Raw genomic sequence first — 17,715 nt, 5'->3', positions numbered from 1 at the left:
TTTTTTTATCATAATATTTTTAAAAGGGCATATATTAGGTAAGAAGAACAAAGCGGAGGGAAACTTACAAATTATGAGAAAAATTTCAGCCTATTTGATTATTACTCTTTTTATTGGGGTAGTGTGTCTCCCGGCATTAATAGTGATTGTTGGCAGCAACTTTGAGCCTTTGTTCCAGGCAGAAGACCCCCCCCAAAAATTATTTCAGGAACAGCCAACCCAACCAGGAGAACTGACCATTCAGGTGTGGCATCACCAGGAGAAACAGATACGGGAGATGCCCCTGGAAGAATATGTGGCAGGAGTAGTAGCGGCAGAAATGCCCGCTTCTTTTGAGCCGGAAGCCCTGAAGGCTCAAGCGGTTATAGCTCGGACGTATGCTTTGGGACAGACCTTGACCAGCGGCGGTCGGGGCTGTGACAATCATCCTTCTGCGGATATTTGTACCTCTGACCAACACTGTCAGGCTTGGATCAGCCGGGAAGATGTGGAGGAAAAGTGGTCTGAACAAAAAAGGGAAGAATATTGGGGAAAAATCGTATCTGCGGTTCAGGGAACCCAGGGAATGGTAGTCACCTACCATGGTGAACCGGTAGATGCAGTATTTCATTCCACCTGTGGAGGTCATACCGATAACTCCGAAGAGGTGTGGAGTGCCTCTGCCCCATACCTAAAAGGAGTAGAATGCTCGTATTGCCAACACTCTCCCTGGGCACAAAAAGAAACTATCTACAGCCTAAATGAATTTTCTGAGCTTATGAGTCATTTTCCAAAGGCCAGTCCGGTGTCCGCTTACAGCACTCCAACTTTTCTTTCTGTAAACCGCAGCTCTACGGAACGATTGATGACTTTACAAGTAAATGACCTGACTTTGACCGGTCATGAATTGAGGAACCTTTTAAGCCTACCTTCTACCCGTGTCAGTTGGAAGGTTGAACAAAATAAAATTGTTTTTACTACCAAGGGGTTTGGCCACGGAGTAGGCCTATGTCAGTATGGGGCTGATGGGATGGCCAAAGAAGGCTATGACTACCGGGAAATTTTGAAGCATTACTATCAGGGAGTGGATGTGATCCCCATAAAAAGTCCTGCCGGGTAGGATGATATATGCTTATTTCACCCCTAACTCTTTCCATAAAAAAATTATTGCTCACTGCGCTGTAGGGATAAATATGTATATTTTAGAAATATGCGGACATACTATTCCTCGAGGTGAGGAATATATGAAGGATAGGATTAAAGCCTTAAGGAAAATCATGGAGAGAACGAAGACTAAGGGTAAAGAATTAAGGGAAAAATTAAGGGGAAAAATGTCCCTCAAGGGTATTGGTGGCAAGGGTTGGTACAAGTTATCAGATAATAAATTGGCAGATAAAACATCAAAACATGTAAGGCGCCAAAGAAACATTTTTGCTGCATATTTTATGTTAGTTATTATTATGATAGCTGCAGTTGTTGTGGGACAAGGCCAAAGAACGGAAAGAATAATATTCGAACCCATGGAACGCCAAGAGACAAAAATTAATCAGGTTGAAACCGGTAAAGACATTGAAGAGTATAAGGATTTAGCCCAGAGCTCATTGGCCCAGGGCGCAGTTGATCTGGATTATGAAAAGGGAAACATTGCCCCTGCAGGACAAGCAGAAATATTGGATTCTCTTGTTTGGCCCGCAGCAGGTAAAATAACTGTGCGGTTTCATGAAGTTTACAAATATCAGAACCAGTATCGGCTTCATGACGGAGTGGATATACAAGCCTCTGAAGGACAAGAAGTAAAAGCTGCTCTGGCGGGAACAGTGGAAAAAGTGGATATAAACCCAATTCTGGGGGAAACAGTAATTTTAAGTCATGCTGGAGATATTGAGACTATTTACGGCAACCTTTCAGAAGTAAAGGTAGTGCCAGGAGACAGTATAGAGAAGGGGCAGACTATTGCCGTTGTTGGAAATACGGCTCTTTTAGATGCATCTCAAGGATATTTACTTCACTTCGGCTTAAGAGTGGAAGGTCAGTACCAGGATCCACAGGAATACCTTCCCTAGAAGAAATAAGAAAATTTAGGAAGTCGGCGTAAAATCTGACTTCTTTTTTACTTCTATAGGTAGGCATCTTTAGAAGAAAACCTTCATAAAAATAAGATAGGAAGGAAAGCAAGGGGGCAGCCAAGTGCAGGATTATATAGAACAAAGAGTTATGGAAATAAGTAATTATATTCTAGAAACCGGTGCCACAGTGAGACAGGTGGCCAGCATGTTCGGGGTAAGCAAAAGTACCGTACATAAAGACATCACCGATCGACTACCGGACATTCATCCCACCTATGCCAGGGAGGTAAAAAAGGTATTAGATAGGAACAAGGCAGAAAGGCATATCCGGGGGGGAGAGGCTACCCGTAAAAAGTATCTTTCTCTCAAAGTTTAACTTCTTTTCAGTCGGAAAAAAGAGGATATAATAGAAAAATATCGAATATGTACACTACCTTTTTTTGCGTCAGAAAACGTGGAGATTGTCAGGTGAAAGGAGCGTACATAGACTGATGAGCATGATGGCAGATGTGGGGATAGACTTAGGAACTGCAACAGTTTTAGTATTTTTGCGTGGAAAGGGAGTTGTACTCAACGAACCCTCTGTAGTAGCTATAGATCAGAATACTAAGAAGGTGCTGGCGGTAGGAGAGTCAGCACAGCGGATGCTGGGAAGGACTCCGGGGAATATAGTTGCAACTCGGCCTTTGAGAGAAGGCGTTATAGCGGATTTTGATGTGACGGAGATTATGCTGAAGCATTTTATTTATAAGGTTTTTAATCGTAAGATGCTGCTTCGTCCCCGGGTAGTGGTATGTGTCCCTACCGGGACTACCGCTGTTGAACAAAAGGCGGTGCTGGAGGCTGTAGCCCGTACCGGCGCCCGTCAGACTTTTTTGATTGAGGAACCAAGGGCAGCAGCCCTGGGGGCCGGACTGGAAATTTTCAAACCCAGTGGAAGTATGGTGGTGGATATTGGCGGTGGAACTACCGATGTGGCTGTCCTTTCTCTGGGAGAAATTGTGGTCAGCGAAAGTATTCGCGTGGGTGGAGATAAGTTGGACGAAGCCATTGTCCGGTATATTAAAAAACAGTATAACCTTCTGATTGGAGAGCGTACTGCTGAGAACTTAAAAGTTATGGTGGGTTCAGCTTTCCCTTCGGGTACGGAAAAGGAAGTAACCTCCCTATCTGTGAGAGGGCGAGACTTAATGACCGGCCTTCCCCAATCTCTAGAGGTAACAACAGAACATGTGTATCAAGCCATTCAGGAATCCCTGTTCGAAATAATTTCATGTATCAAACTGGTGCTGGAGAAAACCCCTCCGGAACTATCCGGGGATATTATTGAAAAGGGTATTGTGCTTACAGGCGGCGGTGCCATGTTAGAAGGATTGGACAAGCTGGTGTCTCAGTATACAGGCGTTCCCGCTTTCATTGCTGAAGAACCGGTTTCCTGTGTGGCCAAGGGTGCTGGAAAAGTGTTGGAACATCTGGATTTATTGATTCCATCCCTGATATCCCGGCGTCGCATGGCAGCCATGTTTTAACAGGTTTTTAATACAGGGCTGTTTGGCAGGAATTCCCCAATTTTTTTTTGAAATAAGTAAGACGCTTTTTTCTTAAGCGTCTTTTTATTTATAAAGTTTTCATTTTTTTCAAAAACTTTTACCTCTTTCCCAACGTCTCTATTAAAGAAGGGTCAACCATAATTTAAAAGTTAACTCGTTTCAGCAAGCTTTAAAATCGGGGAATCAGGTGGAGACTCTACTCCACCTGATTTAAGACCCCCACCTACGCTAACGCTTAGAGGTGGGGGTCTTATACCCTTAAAAAAAGAGTTAAAAAGAAATGATTCACAAAATAATTAAAATTTATAAATAAATTTCCAATACGTTCACCTGTTATGCTATATTTATATAAGGTGGCTGATAAGCAGAAAGCCTTTAGTTAGCTCCAGAAAGGGAAGGATTTTTATCTTCATTAAGAGAAATAATAGGGAAAAAGGATCCGGAGGTTATGGTAATGCATGAGTATGCCGGCAGCATACATGTTCATTCTACGTATTCCGATGGAAGTGGGACCGTGGAAGAAATAGCTTCAGCTGCTCAAAAAGCCTGTCTAGATTTTGTGATGATAACAGACCATGAAACCTTGCACGGACTTTTTGAAGAGAAAGACGGTTGGTATAAAAACACTTTGGTATTGATAGATACAGAGCTGAACCGGGAGGACCATCACTACCTGGCCTTTAATTTGAAGGAGGAGATTTCTGCCAGGGGGCTCACCCCTCAGGAACTAATCGACCGGGTTAACCAGCTAGGGGGCATTGGTTTTATTGCACACCCTTTTGAAAAAGGGGCTGCCATGATTTTAAACGGGAAAAATTATCCATGGACAAGCTGGCATGTTAGGGGTTTTAACGGAATAGAAATCTGGAATTATACCTCCCAATGCAGAGATGGCGCTGCCAATTTATTTAAACTCTACTGGTCGGCTTTTTTTAAAGGAAATGCTAACGTTAACCGCCCTGACCCAAAGGCATTAAAGAAATGGGACCAACTGCTTTCTGACTCCCAGAGAGTACTGGCTATAGGAGGAACGGATGCCCATGCTATAAAGGTTAAAAGAGGCCCTTTCAGGTTTGTTTTGTTTCCTTATCAGTTTTTGTTTAACACTATAAACACTCACCTGCTCTCTCCCCTGGAATTCACCGGCAAAAAGGAGGTAGATCAAAATATTGTATATTCTGCGCTGCAGGCGGGGCATTTTTTTACAGCCAATAACAAAGTATATCCCCCCCGGGGTTTTAGCTTTACTGCTGAGAATCAAAATGAACAAGTGATACAAGGGGATAGTATAAAAAACAACAAAAATACAGTGTTGGCCGTTAAAAGCCCTACTGCCCGAAGCCTGATTCGGATTATAAAAGATGGTAAAGTGGTGAGCGAATCTTCTTCCAATCGTTTGTGTTTTAAAGTCCTGGGAAAGGGCTCTTTTCGAGTTGAGGTTTATTACAGGCCGCACCTCAGGCGTATGAGGCCCTGGATATACTCTAATCCCATTTTTGTTGAGTAAGCAGGTTCCCTAAAGTTTTGGTTTTACCATGCAGTACAAGTTTTAGTGTAATTATTAATTTGATAAACCCTGTCACGATTCTTTTTCATAATAATATTGTTAAAGGAGTACGGAGTAATGAAGAAAAAAAGAAAGTGGAAAAAGGTTTTGGGGTTATTATTTTTAATTATTCTGATTTGCATTGGTTATATAGGATTTAAGTTTGGACATTTTCTATTTAGTATTCGGGAAGAACCTAATTCATATGTTGACAGTAATTACAATTCAACAGAATCATACCCTCCGGTGGAGATGAAACAATCGCCAAATAAGTTGAATGTTCTTCTTTTGGGAATAGATGCACGGGCTAATGAGCCCAGCCGTACTGATACAATTATCGTTTTGTCCATTGATAAAAAAACAAAGGATGCTGTGATGATCTCTATTCCTCGAGATACCCGGGTTAATATTCCCGGGAGAGGGTTGGACAAGATTAATCATGCCCATGCCTTTGGAGGGGTTAATCTAACCATAGCGGCACTGGAAGAATTTTTAGAAATTCCCATTCATCATTATGCAAGAATAAATTTTCCGGGCTTTAAAGATATTATTGATGTCCTGGGGGGCGTTACCATAGATGTTGAATCCAATGTCGCCGACTTAACTCCCGAATTACGTGGAAAAGCGGGAGTTAATAAGCTAAATGGTGAAGAAGCCCTGGCTTATGTAAGGTTTCGGATGGACAGCCAGGGAGATATAGGCCGTGTAAAAAGACAGCAGAAATTTTTACAGGCGGTATTTCGAGATTCCGTGCAGCCGTCAATAATAGTAAAAGCTCCATCTTTATTGGACAGCCTGGGAGAGAATCTCAGAACCAATATACCCGCCTGGGAATCTATCAGCCTGGGAACAATGTTTTTAAGCTTAAGCCTGGATGAACTTCCTATGGCCATGATTCCAGGGAAAGGTCAATATATAAATCATATTAGTTACTGGATTCCAGACCTGGACAAAATGGAAGAGGTCTTTGAGGATTTAGGAGTCAGGGATTGAAGGTAAAACTAATTGAATGACTAATTATCGTGAACAAAAGAGCCGACCTTTAAAGGTCGGCTCTTGGGCTTGTTACCAGTCTATGGTCACATAATTGCCATTGACCCAGCCTTCATAGCTGCCAAAATGAATAAGGTACCAGGCCGTTTTATTTGTCACCGTAACTGCTTTTACAGAAAAATCAGTATGATTTTCAAGGGTTGTTATAACCGCCTGATCAGAGCCCGGTCCGGAATGGACGTCTAAAGTTACATTATCATTTTTGCGGGATGCACTTAAATAGACGACACCCCGAGGGGTTGTAATCAATTCTATGTATTTACCGCAGGCCCAACCACTTTTTCCATTAGTTTCAACTTTAAACCAGCAGCAATCATCAATCACTTTAATCCCGTTAATATTTACCTTAGTACCACCGGGCATGCTTCCTATGACAGTATGAGCTGTTCCAGCTCCGCTGCGAAGATTAAGGGATGTGCTTACATTTACCTGTCCCTGATTAGATGATTTTGTGTTTATGTTTACTGCAGCTCTGTCTTGAGGCAGGATACTGTGCATCAGGTTGGCAATTTTCATTGACCACATTGGGTCAGTGGCATAGTAATGGTTCATTCCCAGCAGATGTTCACCTTTAAATCTCCAGTTGCCCTCTGTTAAATAAGTGCCCCGGATAAAACCGCTAACCCACAAGATACATTCTTCTACCGAACTGAAAGTTGCGGCACTGGCATAGGGGTTTGAATCGTAGGCCATATAACCAAAAATATTATTCTTATCCCTGGCAATAGCCGAAGTTCCCCAGCTGCTTTCCATGGCAGCATGAGCCATAAGATACAGCGCATTAATCCCCCATGTACTTTGAGCCAGGATAAAGGCAGAAGCCGTTTCCCCTACAAAGATAGTGTTTCTGTTTCTCTTTTTTGCTTCAAACTCTAAAAAAGAAGCAGTAACCCGGGGCTCCGGCCTGTTGAGGGGCGTCAGCAGGTAGGGAACATACTCCGGGTAATAAAAGGTTCCTTTAAAAACAGGCTCTTGAGATGTAATAAGAAAGAAATTATACTGCTTGTCCACTATATAATTTCCAGCAGGAATAGCATTGGGCGCCTCGGTAATTCTTATCCTTGAACCCCAGTGATCCAGGCCGTAAATCATTCCATTAATCACCTGATGAGTGCATTTTCTGTTTGCTGGTGGCAGAGGCGCAGGCTTATCAAGGTTTTTTGGCTCTGGAATTGTTGTGGATTCCTCTAATTCTTCTATAGCCTCAGTCTCCTCTGGTTCTTCCGGCACCTCTTGTTCCTCAGGCTCTCTAGGATCCTGTAATTCTTCTTGTTCCTCAGGCACCCTGGGATCAGGCAATTCTTCTTCTGGTTCTTCTTCTGGTTCCCAAGGCTCATGTATATCAATAGTTTTCGCTGTCTTTATCAGTCTCCCCCGTGAATTAACCGAAACTACATAAATAACCTCAGGCATTACAGCCTTCTTTGCATCTTCTCCAGAGGTATATGCATTTAGGTCAAAATCTTCCCCTTCAAGAATAGATATAACATATTTTTCCAGCACATCTTCATAATCCACATACCCGTTTATATCGTCAAAAAAGGCTTTTATTTTTTTTTCGGAATAATCTTGATAAACTTGAGCCTCTATTTCCAGGAGACTTAAAATATAGGATTCCAACAGTATTTCATACTCATAGGCATAATAATTTCCATCTTCGCCCTCGGTTATAAATCCCATTACAGCTGCTGAGCCAACAGAAGGAAAGTGTAAGAGAAGTAATAATACTAACAATGCCCAGAAGAAATGTTTGAATGGGGTTTTTCCCAACATATACCGGTCCTCCCTTTTCTATTTCAATTATTTTTTTTCAACGTTTACGTTACTTCCGACGGCATCCTCTTTATTAATATCTCCGTAAAAAATCTGTTGGGAATCAATATATGTTAGCTGCTCACCTTTTACAAATACATAATAATCCCTGGGATCTTTAGTGTCGGTTAGCCTCACTAAAACAACTTTTTTGCCCGGCATTAAGGAATCTTTTATTTGGAAGCTAAAACCCAAAGTTGTTTCCGTATTTGGCTCATGTGCAGTGTCCAGGTTGGCTTCAAGTAAAGGGTCAGGATTTTGTAGAAAATTTGTCTCCGGTATAGTTTCAGGCTCGCTTAAGATATCAGGCACTTCTTTTCCTGCTATGACAGCAGTAATATCTTCTGCTAAAAGAAACTCTGTGGGTTCTTGTTCAATAATTGACCCGGGAGCTTTAATTACCAATAGTTCAATGGTTCCTTGGCCTTCAATAAAAGCAGCACCATAGAGTTCAATATTGACCACAGATACATTCTCATGCAGGTATATATTTATTCCCGTCTCTTCAATTATTAAATTTTCTATAATGCCAACGTAAATTTCTATGGAACTGTACATCTCTCTGGCAACTACAGTGCCATATTCACCGGAAAGTTTGGTCAGTCCCGGGGCATCAACTATGATAATATCTATGGGTTTTTTTCCGGAGACTGAGGCAGCGGCATAGAGTTCCAAAGAAACAGCTTCAGCTTCGTCTAATATTAGGATATGAGAGTTTTCAGCGTTTTCTTTTACAACCAACCTCATAATCAATCCTGTAACATGAGAAAAATCAGTGTTTTCTTTTTCAACAGTTACATATTCATAATTTCCAAAGAGTTCTGTTTTTTCAGAAGTGTTTATATGGACATTTCTAAATCCTACATAATCTGAAGATAAATTATTTTCTACAAGAATTGCTCCGCTCATTAAAAATGTATTTTCAATTACAGTTTTTCCCTGGATAATCACTCGCACTCTGCCGTCTATTCTATTAAGCACTAAATCTTTTAGTCCACAGTCTTCCAAAACAATACTGTTTTCTCCTCCCCCGCTTACAATGACCGAGCCCTCCACAATGACGTTTTTAAGTTCTAATGATCCGTCTCCTACCTTTTCTGTAACATAAAGGTTGCCGGTAATAACGGCATTTAATAATTTTACATCGGCAGCATTAATGGTGGCATCGCCGTTAATGAAATCCATGTCCTTCAGGTCATAGGTTCCCGGGGCATTAATTTCAGAAAAAGCCTGGACTTGTGAATCTGAGGAACTTTGAAGAAATATATGAAGTCCAAAAATAATATTTAAAGTAATAGATGAAAAAAGTAGTAAACCAGCTAAAATTTTCATATAGAAGTAAACCCCTCCTTTTATGGTTTAAAACTTATTCGATATTATGTTAATTTTATCCTGCATTTGTTGTAATAAATAGAAATTTAATGTAGAAATAAAAGGGTTTTTTCAAAAAAGCATAGAAAATTATTACAATAGCAATTATTTAAATTCATTACCTATTTAAGAAAGGACGATTTCAGTTGATAAATTTGTAATTATAATGATATAATGTCTTTGTACTTTACTAATCTTTTACATATTTTAATAGAAAACTATAATGCTTTTGTGTATTTAAAATACAGGCTTTGAGTCTGTAAAAAGAGAAAAGATAGGAGTTAAAATATATGGAACCTAACAAGCCTAAGGATGGTTTTAATAATGATTCTAAAGAAATTAACCAGGAATCAAAGGATGAACCCCAGGAGCAGCCTAACTCTTCTATGAAAGAAGAGCCATTTGAGGAATTAAAACGATTACTAAGGGATGAGGACCCCAAAGGGGAATCAACTGAGGAGCCCCCAAATGACCTTGATGATGAACTAATAAACATAAAAAAAGAAAGTTTTGACGTAGACTTAAAAAAACTTTTCCATGAAGAATCTGAAAATAAGGATAGTGCAAAATCCCATGGGGAACTTGAAAAAGACCCAACTCACATTGACCCGGATGACTCTGAAGATTATCTTGGAGGTGGCCCTGGAAACTTTGAGGGCCAACAGGGGATGGCTCTAGATAAAGAGGCTTTTGAACAATTTGCTGATAGTGAGCCCTCCGGCAGTGCAGTAAAGACTTTTTTTTCAAAAATAAAGAAGAAATTTTTAGGTTTAAAAAGAGTGTATCAGGTTATAATTGTTTTATTTTTGGTAATTTTTATGTCCGGAGGTTCCTATGCAGCCTGGTACTATAATCAGATTAAGAATCCTTCTTACCTGTTTGCTTTTGATTTTGATATGGACAAGTCTTCTTTTGGGGATGACGATGAATTCAACTGGTGGGCCGACCTGGATGTCAGGCAGCACTATGACCAAAGTATTGTCAACCTGGTTTTTCTGGGCTTTGATACTAGTGAGGATAGAGGTTCTGTTCCCGGAGATGAGTGGGATCAGAGACTCATTGGAGCCCGAACCGATACTATAAAGATAATCTCTATTAATTTTGCGAAAAGCACCGTTAACATTATAGATATCCCCCGGGATACTTATACTAAAATATCCAATACCGATACCTGGGATAAAATTAACCATTCCTATTATTATGGCAGCCGCTATGGACGGGGCGAAGATCGTCATCAAAATGGGATCGAGTATACTCTGCAAAGCATCAGCAATGTGTTGGGGGGGGTCCCTCTTAAATACTATGTCTCCGTAGACATGGATACAGTGATAACCTTTATAGATCATATGGGCGGGATAGAGTTTGATGTGGACAGAAACATTCATGATTACTTAGGTAATGTAATTATACCCAAGGGGCGTCAAAAACTGGATGGACGACTGTATTTAATTTATTTGCGGGATCGACAGCAGGTAGGGGATATCGGACGAATTAAAAGTCAGACGGAACTTTTGATTTCTACCCTGGAATATTTTCAAAAGGAAGGAAAGTTAATGGATATTCTTTTCTTTTACTCCTCCCATGGTGGTTATACCATGATTGATACGAATTTGGACTCAAAACAGATCCTGTCTCTGGTCAACTATTCCCGGTTTATTAACAGGGAATCCATAGATACTTATACCATGGAAGGGTTTGGCCAAATGAGTGATGGTATATCTTACCTGGTTATGAACGAGTCCAGGCGTGCTGAAATTATAAAAGCTGTATTTGGTATCGAATATAAGCCGCAGCCGCAGATTACGTTAACGGATACGGTACCTGCCGCACCCCGCTCCTTTACAGCATCAGTTTTAGGGCAGGGGGTTTCCCTCTCTTGGCAGCCAGGAGACCGGCTTAACCGGGCTTATAATCTTTATCGTCAAGAAGGTTCAGGGCAGGAAGTCCTCATTGCTGATGGCATTGACGTAACCAGTTTCGTAGATAAAAACGTTGAGAGCGGTAGAGCCTATAGATATCGGTTGGAGGCTGTTAATTCCCGGGCAGTTTCTCAGTCTGTAACAGCCCAGGTGACCATTGGTGATGTTCGTCCTGCAGGTCCTGTTAAATTTACAGCAGGTTACAGCAGTGCTAGAAATGAAGTTTCTCTTGCCTGGCAGCAGGGGGATGACAGAGCTGTAAGTTATCGCATCACCCGAACGGCAGGAGGGGAAGTAGAGGTATTTACCACCACAAGTTTACAGTATATTGATAACAAAAATCTTAGGGCGGGGGTAACGTATACCTATGAGATTGTAGCAGTAAATTCTGAAGGCCAATTTTCCGCAGCGGTCAAAGCCACTATTAGTATTCCTGGGACGGAACCAAAACCTGAGCCGGATCCAGAACCAAAGCCGGACCCGGATCCGAAGCCGGACCCGGATCCAGAACCGGACCCGGATCCAGAACCGGACCCTGAACCAGATCCCTCCGGCTCTGGTTCCTGAGCTAGAATATTTATAAGAGATGGATTTCAATGACGGAACTGGCCCAAACCAGAAAATTATCGGCTCAGGACGTGTTAACCAATGGGGATAATCACCATTGTATATTAGGCCTTTCCAGGGGAGAGGCCTTCCTTTACGATATTTTCTCCGGTGACCCTGGAACCGTCCCCATGGCACCGCTTATTTGCCAGTTTTCGCTGTAGTGTTATTGTTAAGCTTGTTTGTTCTGTGAGGATCTTAAAAACGCAGCTTATTTTTTGAAAAGTTGTTAAAAAGGCCAATCTTTACCAAGATTAATAATTATCCAGGGGCAGGATTATGTTAACTGAAAACAGAAATCATTCTTTCACGCAGCCTTTATATATAAAACATGTGATTTTAATTCTTTTGTTGTCTATCTGGGCAGCAACGTGTCCTACGTTTCCCAGTGAGGCAGTTTTAGAGTTTGGTTTTACTTCTGAGTTCACGGATATAGCAGAGAACATAGAAAATTTAGCTTTCTATGGTTCCACTCTACCAGACGGTACCATTTATCCAGATGTCAGAAGGGAACCCCTTTATCCTGCCGCTTTATTTGTTGCCCGTTCCTTATTTAAGCATTATACCGGGTTGGTATACATACAGATTACGCTGTTGGTTCTTACCTTTTACATGTGGGGGGTCTATCTATATCGTAAATATGGGCAGCTGTCCTCCATATTCTTTGTTATATTTTTGTTTGCAGCACCCATACCAACTTTTTACGGTTCAGTTTTATATCCCTATGCTTTAAACTTTTTTTTCCTTTCCAGCTCACTTCTATCGCTGATATCGGGGATACAAAAGCAAAAGGCCGGATACTTTATCTTGTCGGGAATACTATGTGCTTCAGCCGTTTACGAACGGGGCATTTATTTATTTCTACCGATATTTATAATTATTGTGTTATTGCTATTTAGAAAAAATTTTAACATACATACCAAGAACCTGGGGTATTATTTTGCTGCCTTCATGCTGGTGCTGGCTCCCTGGTTGGTTCGAAACTATAATCATGGAACTGTGGGAATGAATCAAATGATGGGGTATACCCTGGGGTATACCTACGGAATGCATCCTTCCATTAGTGAAAGTCAATATTCCCGGCTTTTTGACCAATATATGGTTCAATATGACGATACAGATAAAGCTTCCTTAAAATTTCTTAACCATTTGATGACAGTTGAAAAAAAGTCTTATATAGAGGCGGATAGTATTTTGACCTCACTGGTGGTTGAAAAAATTAGAAGTAACCCGATTCGGGTTCCTGTCACCGTGATTAAAAATACTCTGGCTCTACCGGCCAGGCTGGTGGATCCGGGGATTCGGTTTACTACTTACGAAACTCCACTGGATTATTATTTGGAATCATTAACCAGCAATACTCCTAAGCTATTAGATTTTATAGTATTTTTCTTAAGCCTGTTTGGTTTGGTGTACCTCAGCAGGCGGGTGGATTTATTGGCAATTTTATCCTTGTCTGTTTTGATCTATACCTATCCCTTCATAACTGCCATTACACTTTTTGATCCCAGGTACCGGGGAGTCAGTGATATCATCATATATGCATTTGCTTCCCAGGGGTTGGGGGTAATGTATCAAACAATTACTTTAAAGCTGCAAAAAAAGGGCAGCGAGAAAAAGAGAGGCATGCAGAATGAGTATTAAAAATTATATTGCCATAGCCAGGCCGGATCATTGGTTTAAAAATGTTTTTGTGCTGCCGGGGATTGCCTTTGCAGCCATGCTTAATCAGGTTCCCATCAGTGAAATTTATGTAAAAATTATCATTGGCTTAGTCAGCGTCTGTTTTATTGCTTCTGCCAACTACGTGATCAACGAATGGCTTGATGCTGAGTTTGACCAGTTTCATCCGGTGAAAAAGAATCGGCCTTCGGTGGTTGGAAATCTAAAACCTGTGCTGGTATATACGGAATATGCAGCCTTTATAGCAGCGGGATTACTTCTGTCCTACCTGGTCTCCCCTTATTTTCTTGCAGCCAATACTTTCTTGCTGGTGATGGGATTTCTTTACAATGTTAAACCTTTTAGAACCAAGGACAAGGTCTACATGGATGTTTTGTCAGAATCTGTTAATAACGCCATCCGGTTGATGCTGGGATGGTTTATTGTAACCAGCTTTCCACTGCCCCCTGCCAGCCTGGTTTTGGGGTATTGGATGGGAGGGGCATTTCTCATGGCTGTTAAGCGTTATTCGGAATTCCGGTTTATCAATAATAATGAGGATGCGGGCCTTTATCGACGATCCTTTAAATATTACACCGAGGAAACCCTGTTGATATCTGCATTTTTCTACGCCTTAACCGCCATTTTTTTCCTGGGAGTATTTCTGGTAAAATACAGGGTAGAGTTGGTTCTCAGTGTGCCTTTTTTTGCTACCCTGTTTGCCTGGTATCTACATATCGGGATGAAGAAAGAATCTGCAGCTCAAAACCCGGAGCACATGTATCGGGAAAAGAAGTTTCTCTTGTTTACGATACTTCTGGTAGTGGTTGTTGCCGCCCTTTTATTTATAGACATTCCTGAATTAACGTGGCTTTTAGATAATGCTTTTATCGTACAGGCAAGGCCATGAGGGATCTATTAAGTCTTATAAAAGAAAAAAATGTTCAAGCAGTAATCTTTGATGTGGACGGGACGCTGTATGATCAAAAGAAGCTTCGCAGGCTCATGTTTTTTGCAGTCATCAAGTACTATTCAATTCGACCCTGGCGTTTAAAGGAGATTAAAGTATTGCAGGATTTTAGGGGCCAGCGGGAAAAGAATGCATCAGTTGTATGTCAAGATATTGAGAAGGTACAGTATGAATGGGGGGCCAAAGCCTCAGGGGTTTCACCGGAACAGGTTAAAAAGGTTACTGCTCAATGGATTTTCCAATACCCTTTAAAATATCTTTACCGCTGCCGTTATCCGGGAGTATGCCGGTTCATGGAAAAACTCAAAGAGCAGAAAATAATTACGGCGGTTTTTTCTGATTATCCGGCGGCAGAAAAGCTATCAGCCCTACAGGTTTCACCTCATCACATATTTAGCTCCACGGATAAAAACATCGACCGGCTGAAACCGGACCCCAAAGGCCTCCTTGTTGCTGCCAGAAGTTTAAATATTCCCGTTGAATACTGTTTATTTGTTGGGGACCGGGAGGACAGGGACGGAGAATGTGCCAGAAGGGCCGGCATGCCTTATTACATATTGCAGGGAGACCTGGATTTTATTCCCTAAGCATTGAATGTGTTTGTAATTAACAAGATTAGCACAGCACCTGTTTATTATTTTAAAAAGGCGGTAAAAAATGTTATTTAATTCTTTTGAATATTTGTTCTGTTTTCTTCCTGTGGTGGTAATTATTTATTTTTTGGTAAATAAAATAAATATTGTGGCTGCTAAATGCTGGCTTCTTGTATGTTCCCTGTTTTTCTACAGCTGGTGGAATATTAATTATCTACCTCTAATTTTAGTCTCTATTATAGTAAATTACACTGTAAGCACTGCCTTGAAAAGGAGGGCGGCAGGGTACTGCCGAGGGCTTTTGGCGCTGGGGGTTACCTTTAACCTGTTACTTTTGGGTTATTTTAAATATACAGGCTTTTTCATTTCCAATGTGAATGCACTGTTTGCAGTTAATGTTCCCATGCTTAATTTGCTGCTGCCCCTGGCTATCAGCTTTTTTACGTTTCAACAGATTGCTTATCTGGTGGATGTTTATCGAGGGGAAACAAAAGAGTACAGCCTGTTACATTATTCTTTATTTGTATGTTTTTTTCCTCAGCTTATTGCCGGCCCTATTGTTCAGCATAAAGAAATGATTCCTCAATTTCAAGACCCCAAGAATAAAGCGGTTAACTATGAAAATATTACCCGGGGGCTATATATCTTTGCCATGGGGCTTTTTAAAAAAGTGGTCATCGCAGACAATTTTGCCACCTGGGCCAACTTTGGTTTTGATCAGGCTAACAGTTTGACTTTTTTAGATGGATGGGTAACCTCCCTTTCCTATACCTTTCAGCTGTATTATGATTTCAGTGGTTATACCGATATGGCCATTGGCGCGGCTCTGCTTTTGAATATTCGCCTGCCTATAAATTTTAACTCTCCTTACAAAGCAGTGAACATTCAGGATTTTTGGCGAAGATGGCATATCACCCTGAGCCGTTTCTTGATGAATTATTTGTATATCCCCCTGGGAGGAAACAAAAGAGGTAAGAGAAGAACCATGATTAATATTATGATTGTTTTTGTGTTGGGCGGTTTCTGGCATGGTGCCGGTTGGACCTTTGTGTTTTGGGGATTTCTTCACGGCCTGGCCTTGATTGTTCATAGGGGTTGGACAACCTTAAATAGAAAGGGAAATAACCTGTGGGGAAGAATTATAACCTTTAACTTTGTAAATGTTGCCTGGGTTTTCTTTCGAGCTGAACAGTGGCAGGATGCAGTAAAAGTGCTGAAGGCAATGTTTGGAATCAACGGGTTCATACTGCCGGATTTGCTGGCCTCCAGGCTGTCATTTTTATCCACCCTGGGAGTCCAGTTTTCACAGCCCGCCATGCGGGAAGTAGGCCTGTACAGGGGCATGTTGATGGTCACCATTTTTATTCTGTTGGTTTTTTTCATGAAAAACTCTGTAGAATTAACCCGTCAGTTTAAGCCCACCTGGCAGAGGTCCGTGCATTTTTCTTTGATGGTATTTATCGCACTTATTACTATGTATGCCAGCGTTCATACCGCAGAGTTTTTATACTTTAATTTTTAACAAATTTATAAGAATTGGATTAGAGGGATTATAAATATGCAGACTGAAAAAGGGATGGAAGTTAGTAAATATAAAAAATATCTTTTAACCTCCTTACTGTTAATTCTTGTGTACATATCAGCCTTTATATTTCAGGTGGTATTTATTTCCCCTCCCCCTCCCTCTGAAGGGGTGGAAGTTCTCTACTGGATCAATAATTGTAAAGAAATAAAAGAAGACCTTATATTAAAGGTTGAGGGCCCAAAGATTATCTTTAACGGCGGCAGTAATACTTTATTTAATGTGCGCACTGAAGATATCACTGAGGCTTTGGGGGTTCCCACCTATAACCTGGCTATTCACTGGGATCTGGGCATGCATTTTTTTATTGAGGAATCAAAACCATTATTAAATGAAGGTGATGTAATTATTTTGCCCCTGCAGATCACCCATTTTTCAACTAATCAGAAAAGCACAAAGCTGGCCTTTGATTATTATAATCTCTATGAACCGGATAAGGCAGGGCGGATTTCCTACCTGGACCGGGTGAATTTCAGTTTTCAAAATAACCCTTTAAATTATATTATTGATAGAACCTTAGGGATATTATCCCCTATAGAAATGGTTATGGATGAAGGGAATTACAGCAGCAGTGATTTAAATCAGCATGGGGACCAGACCAATCATACAGGGAACTTATTGAAAAAAGCCTCTCCTTTTCCTGTACCTAACCTTAAAGAAACCCTGAGTTTAAAAAAGCTAAAGGATTTTAACTATTGGTGTAAGGAAAATGGAATTCTCTTGTTTGTGACCTATGCCTCCATGGTTAAATTTGATGATTATGAACAGGAGGCCTACCTGGCTTATTTCGAGTTTTTGGAGCAGTATTTTATGGAAAACTATATAAAAGTTATAGGAACACCATGGGATTTTATGTTTGATATTCATCTATTTTACGATCATGATCAGCATATGCACCAGGGGGGAATGACTAAAAATACTAAGAAGCTAATACAGATGATGAAAGAAATAGATATTGTGGGTATGATGACAGCAGCGTAACCCCTGCTGCACCGCAACACTTTAA

Annotated in this window: 15 protein-coding genes; 13 read left to right on the top strand and 2 right to left on the bottom strand. The window is 40.8% G+C overall.

Going from position 1 to position 17,715, the window contains the following annotated elements; all coding sequences use genetic code 11:
- The first annotated feature begins 73 nt into the window (after positions 1-73).
- From spoIID to HUE98_RS17070, 6 genes are all read left to right on the top strand, one after another.
- Positions 74-1,099, top strand: a complete 1,026-nt coding sequence (gene spoIID / locus HUE98_RS17095) for a stage II sporulation protein D (RefSeq protein ID WP_241421792.1) — start codon at positions 74-76, stop codon at positions 1,097-1,099.
- Between the two features lie 124 nt (positions 1,100-1,223).
- Positions 1,224-2,042 carry a M23 family metallopeptidase gene (locus tag HUE98_RS17090; protein WP_241421791.1) on the top strand — a complete coding sequence of 273 codons (819 nt, stop codon included), beginning with the start codon at positions 1,224-1,226 and terminating at the stop codon, positions 2,040-2,042.
- 124 nt (positions 2,043-2,166) lie between these two features.
- The gene (gene spoIIID, locus HUE98_RS17085; protein WP_241421790.1) at positions 2,167-2,421 is read left to right on the top strand and encodes a sporulation transcriptional regulator SpoIIID; all 255 of its coding nucleotides are present in this window, start codon (positions 2,167-2,169) and stop codon (positions 2,419-2,421) included.
- Between the two features lie 112 nt (positions 2,422-2,533).
- Positions 2,534-3,574 carry a rod shape-determining protein gene (gene mreB / locus HUE98_RS17080; RefSeq protein ID WP_407080329.1) on the top strand — a complete coding sequence of 347 codons (1,041 nt, stop codon included), beginning with the start codon at positions 2,534-2,536 and terminating at the stop codon, positions 3,572-3,574.
- 475 nt (positions 3,575-4,049) lie between these two features.
- A complete protein-coding gene (locus HUE98_RS17075) occupies positions 4,050-5,102 on the top strand; it encodes a CehA/McbA family metallohydrolase (RefSeq protein WP_241421789.1) in 1,053 nt (350 codons plus the stop codon).
- 117 nt (positions 5,103-5,219) lie between these two features.
- Positions 5,220-6,134 (top strand): LCP family protein, encoded by a 915-nt coding sequence (locus HUE98_RS17070; protein WP_241421788.1) that lies wholly within the window; start codon positions 5,220-5,222, stop codon positions 6,132-6,134.
- Between the two features lie 72 nt (positions 6,135-6,206).
- Here HUE98_RS17070 and HUE98_RS17065 read toward each other — a convergent pair whose 3' ends face one another.
- Positions 6,207-7,967, bottom strand: a complete 1,761-nt coding sequence (locus HUE98_RS17065; protein WP_241421787.1) for an SH3 domain-containing protein — start codon at positions 7,965-7,967, stop codon at positions 6,207-6,209.
- A 27-nt stretch (positions 7,968-7,994) separates the two neighbouring features.
- Positions 7,995-9,338, bottom strand: a complete 1,344-nt coding sequence (locus tag HUE98_RS17060) for a hypothetical protein (RefSeq protein WP_241421786.1) — start codon at positions 9,336-9,338, stop codon at positions 7,995-7,997.
- Between the two features lie 329 nt (positions 9,339-9,667).
- Here HUE98_RS17060 and HUE98_RS17055 point away from each other — a divergent pair, with 329 nt between their 5' ends.
- The 7 genes from HUE98_RS17055 to HUE98_RS17025 all read left to right on the top strand — a co-directional run bounded on the left by HUE98_RS17055 (position 9,668) and on the right by HUE98_RS17025 (position 17,690).
- Positions 9,668-11,863 (top strand): LCP family glycopolymer transferase, encoded by a 2,196-nt coding sequence (locus tag HUE98_RS17055; RefSeq protein ID WP_241421785.1) that lies wholly within the window; start codon positions 9,668-9,670, stop codon positions 11,861-11,863.
- 29 nt (positions 11,864-11,892) lie between these two features.
- Positions 11,893-12,066, top strand: coding sequence for a hypothetical protein (locus HUE98_RS17050; RefSeq protein ID WP_241421784.1), 174 nt, complete (start codon positions 11,893-11,895; stop codon positions 12,064-12,066).
- Positions 12,067-12,181: 115 nt separating this feature from the next.
- The gene (locus tag HUE98_RS17045; protein ID WP_241421783.1) at positions 12,182-13,546 is read left to right on the top strand and encodes a hypothetical protein; all 1,365 of its coding nucleotides are present in this window, start codon (positions 12,182-12,184) and stop codon (positions 13,544-13,546) included.
- Positions 13,536-14,474 (top strand): UbiA prenyltransferase family protein, encoded by a 939-nt coding sequence (locus HUE98_RS17040; RefSeq protein ID WP_241421782.1) that lies wholly within the window; start codon positions 13,536-13,538, stop codon positions 14,472-14,474. The genes HUE98_RS17045 and HUE98_RS17040 overlap by 11 nt, the downstream gene beginning before the upstream one ends.
- On the top strand, positions 14,471-15,121 hold the full coding sequence (locus HUE98_RS17035) for an HAD family hydrolase (protein ID WP_241421781.1): 651 nt from the start codon (positions 14,471-14,473) through the stop codon (positions 15,119-15,121). Before HUE98_RS17040 ends, HUE98_RS17035 begins: the two co-directional genes overlap by 4 nt.
- Positions 15,122-15,191: 70 nt before the next feature.
- On the top strand, positions 15,192-16,649 hold the full coding sequence (locus tag HUE98_RS17030) for an MBOAT family O-acyltransferase (RefSeq protein ID WP_241421780.1): 1,458 nt from the start codon (positions 15,192-15,194) through the stop codon (positions 16,647-16,649).
- A gap of 36 nt (positions 16,650-16,685) precedes the next feature.
- Entirely contained in the window at positions 16,686-17,690 is a 1,005-nt protein-coding gene (locus HUE98_RS17025) for a hypothetical protein (protein WP_241421779.1), read from the top strand.
- The last annotated feature ends 25 nt before the right edge of the window (positions 17,691-17,715 follow it).

This window comes from Candidatus Contubernalis alkalaceticus (assembly GCF_022558445.1).
Taxonomy (GTDB): domain Bacteria; phylum Bacillota; class Dethiobacteria; order SKNC01; family SKNC01; genus Contubernalis; species Contubernalis alkaliaceticus.
This window is presented reverse-complemented; position numbering and strand designations above follow the sequence as displayed.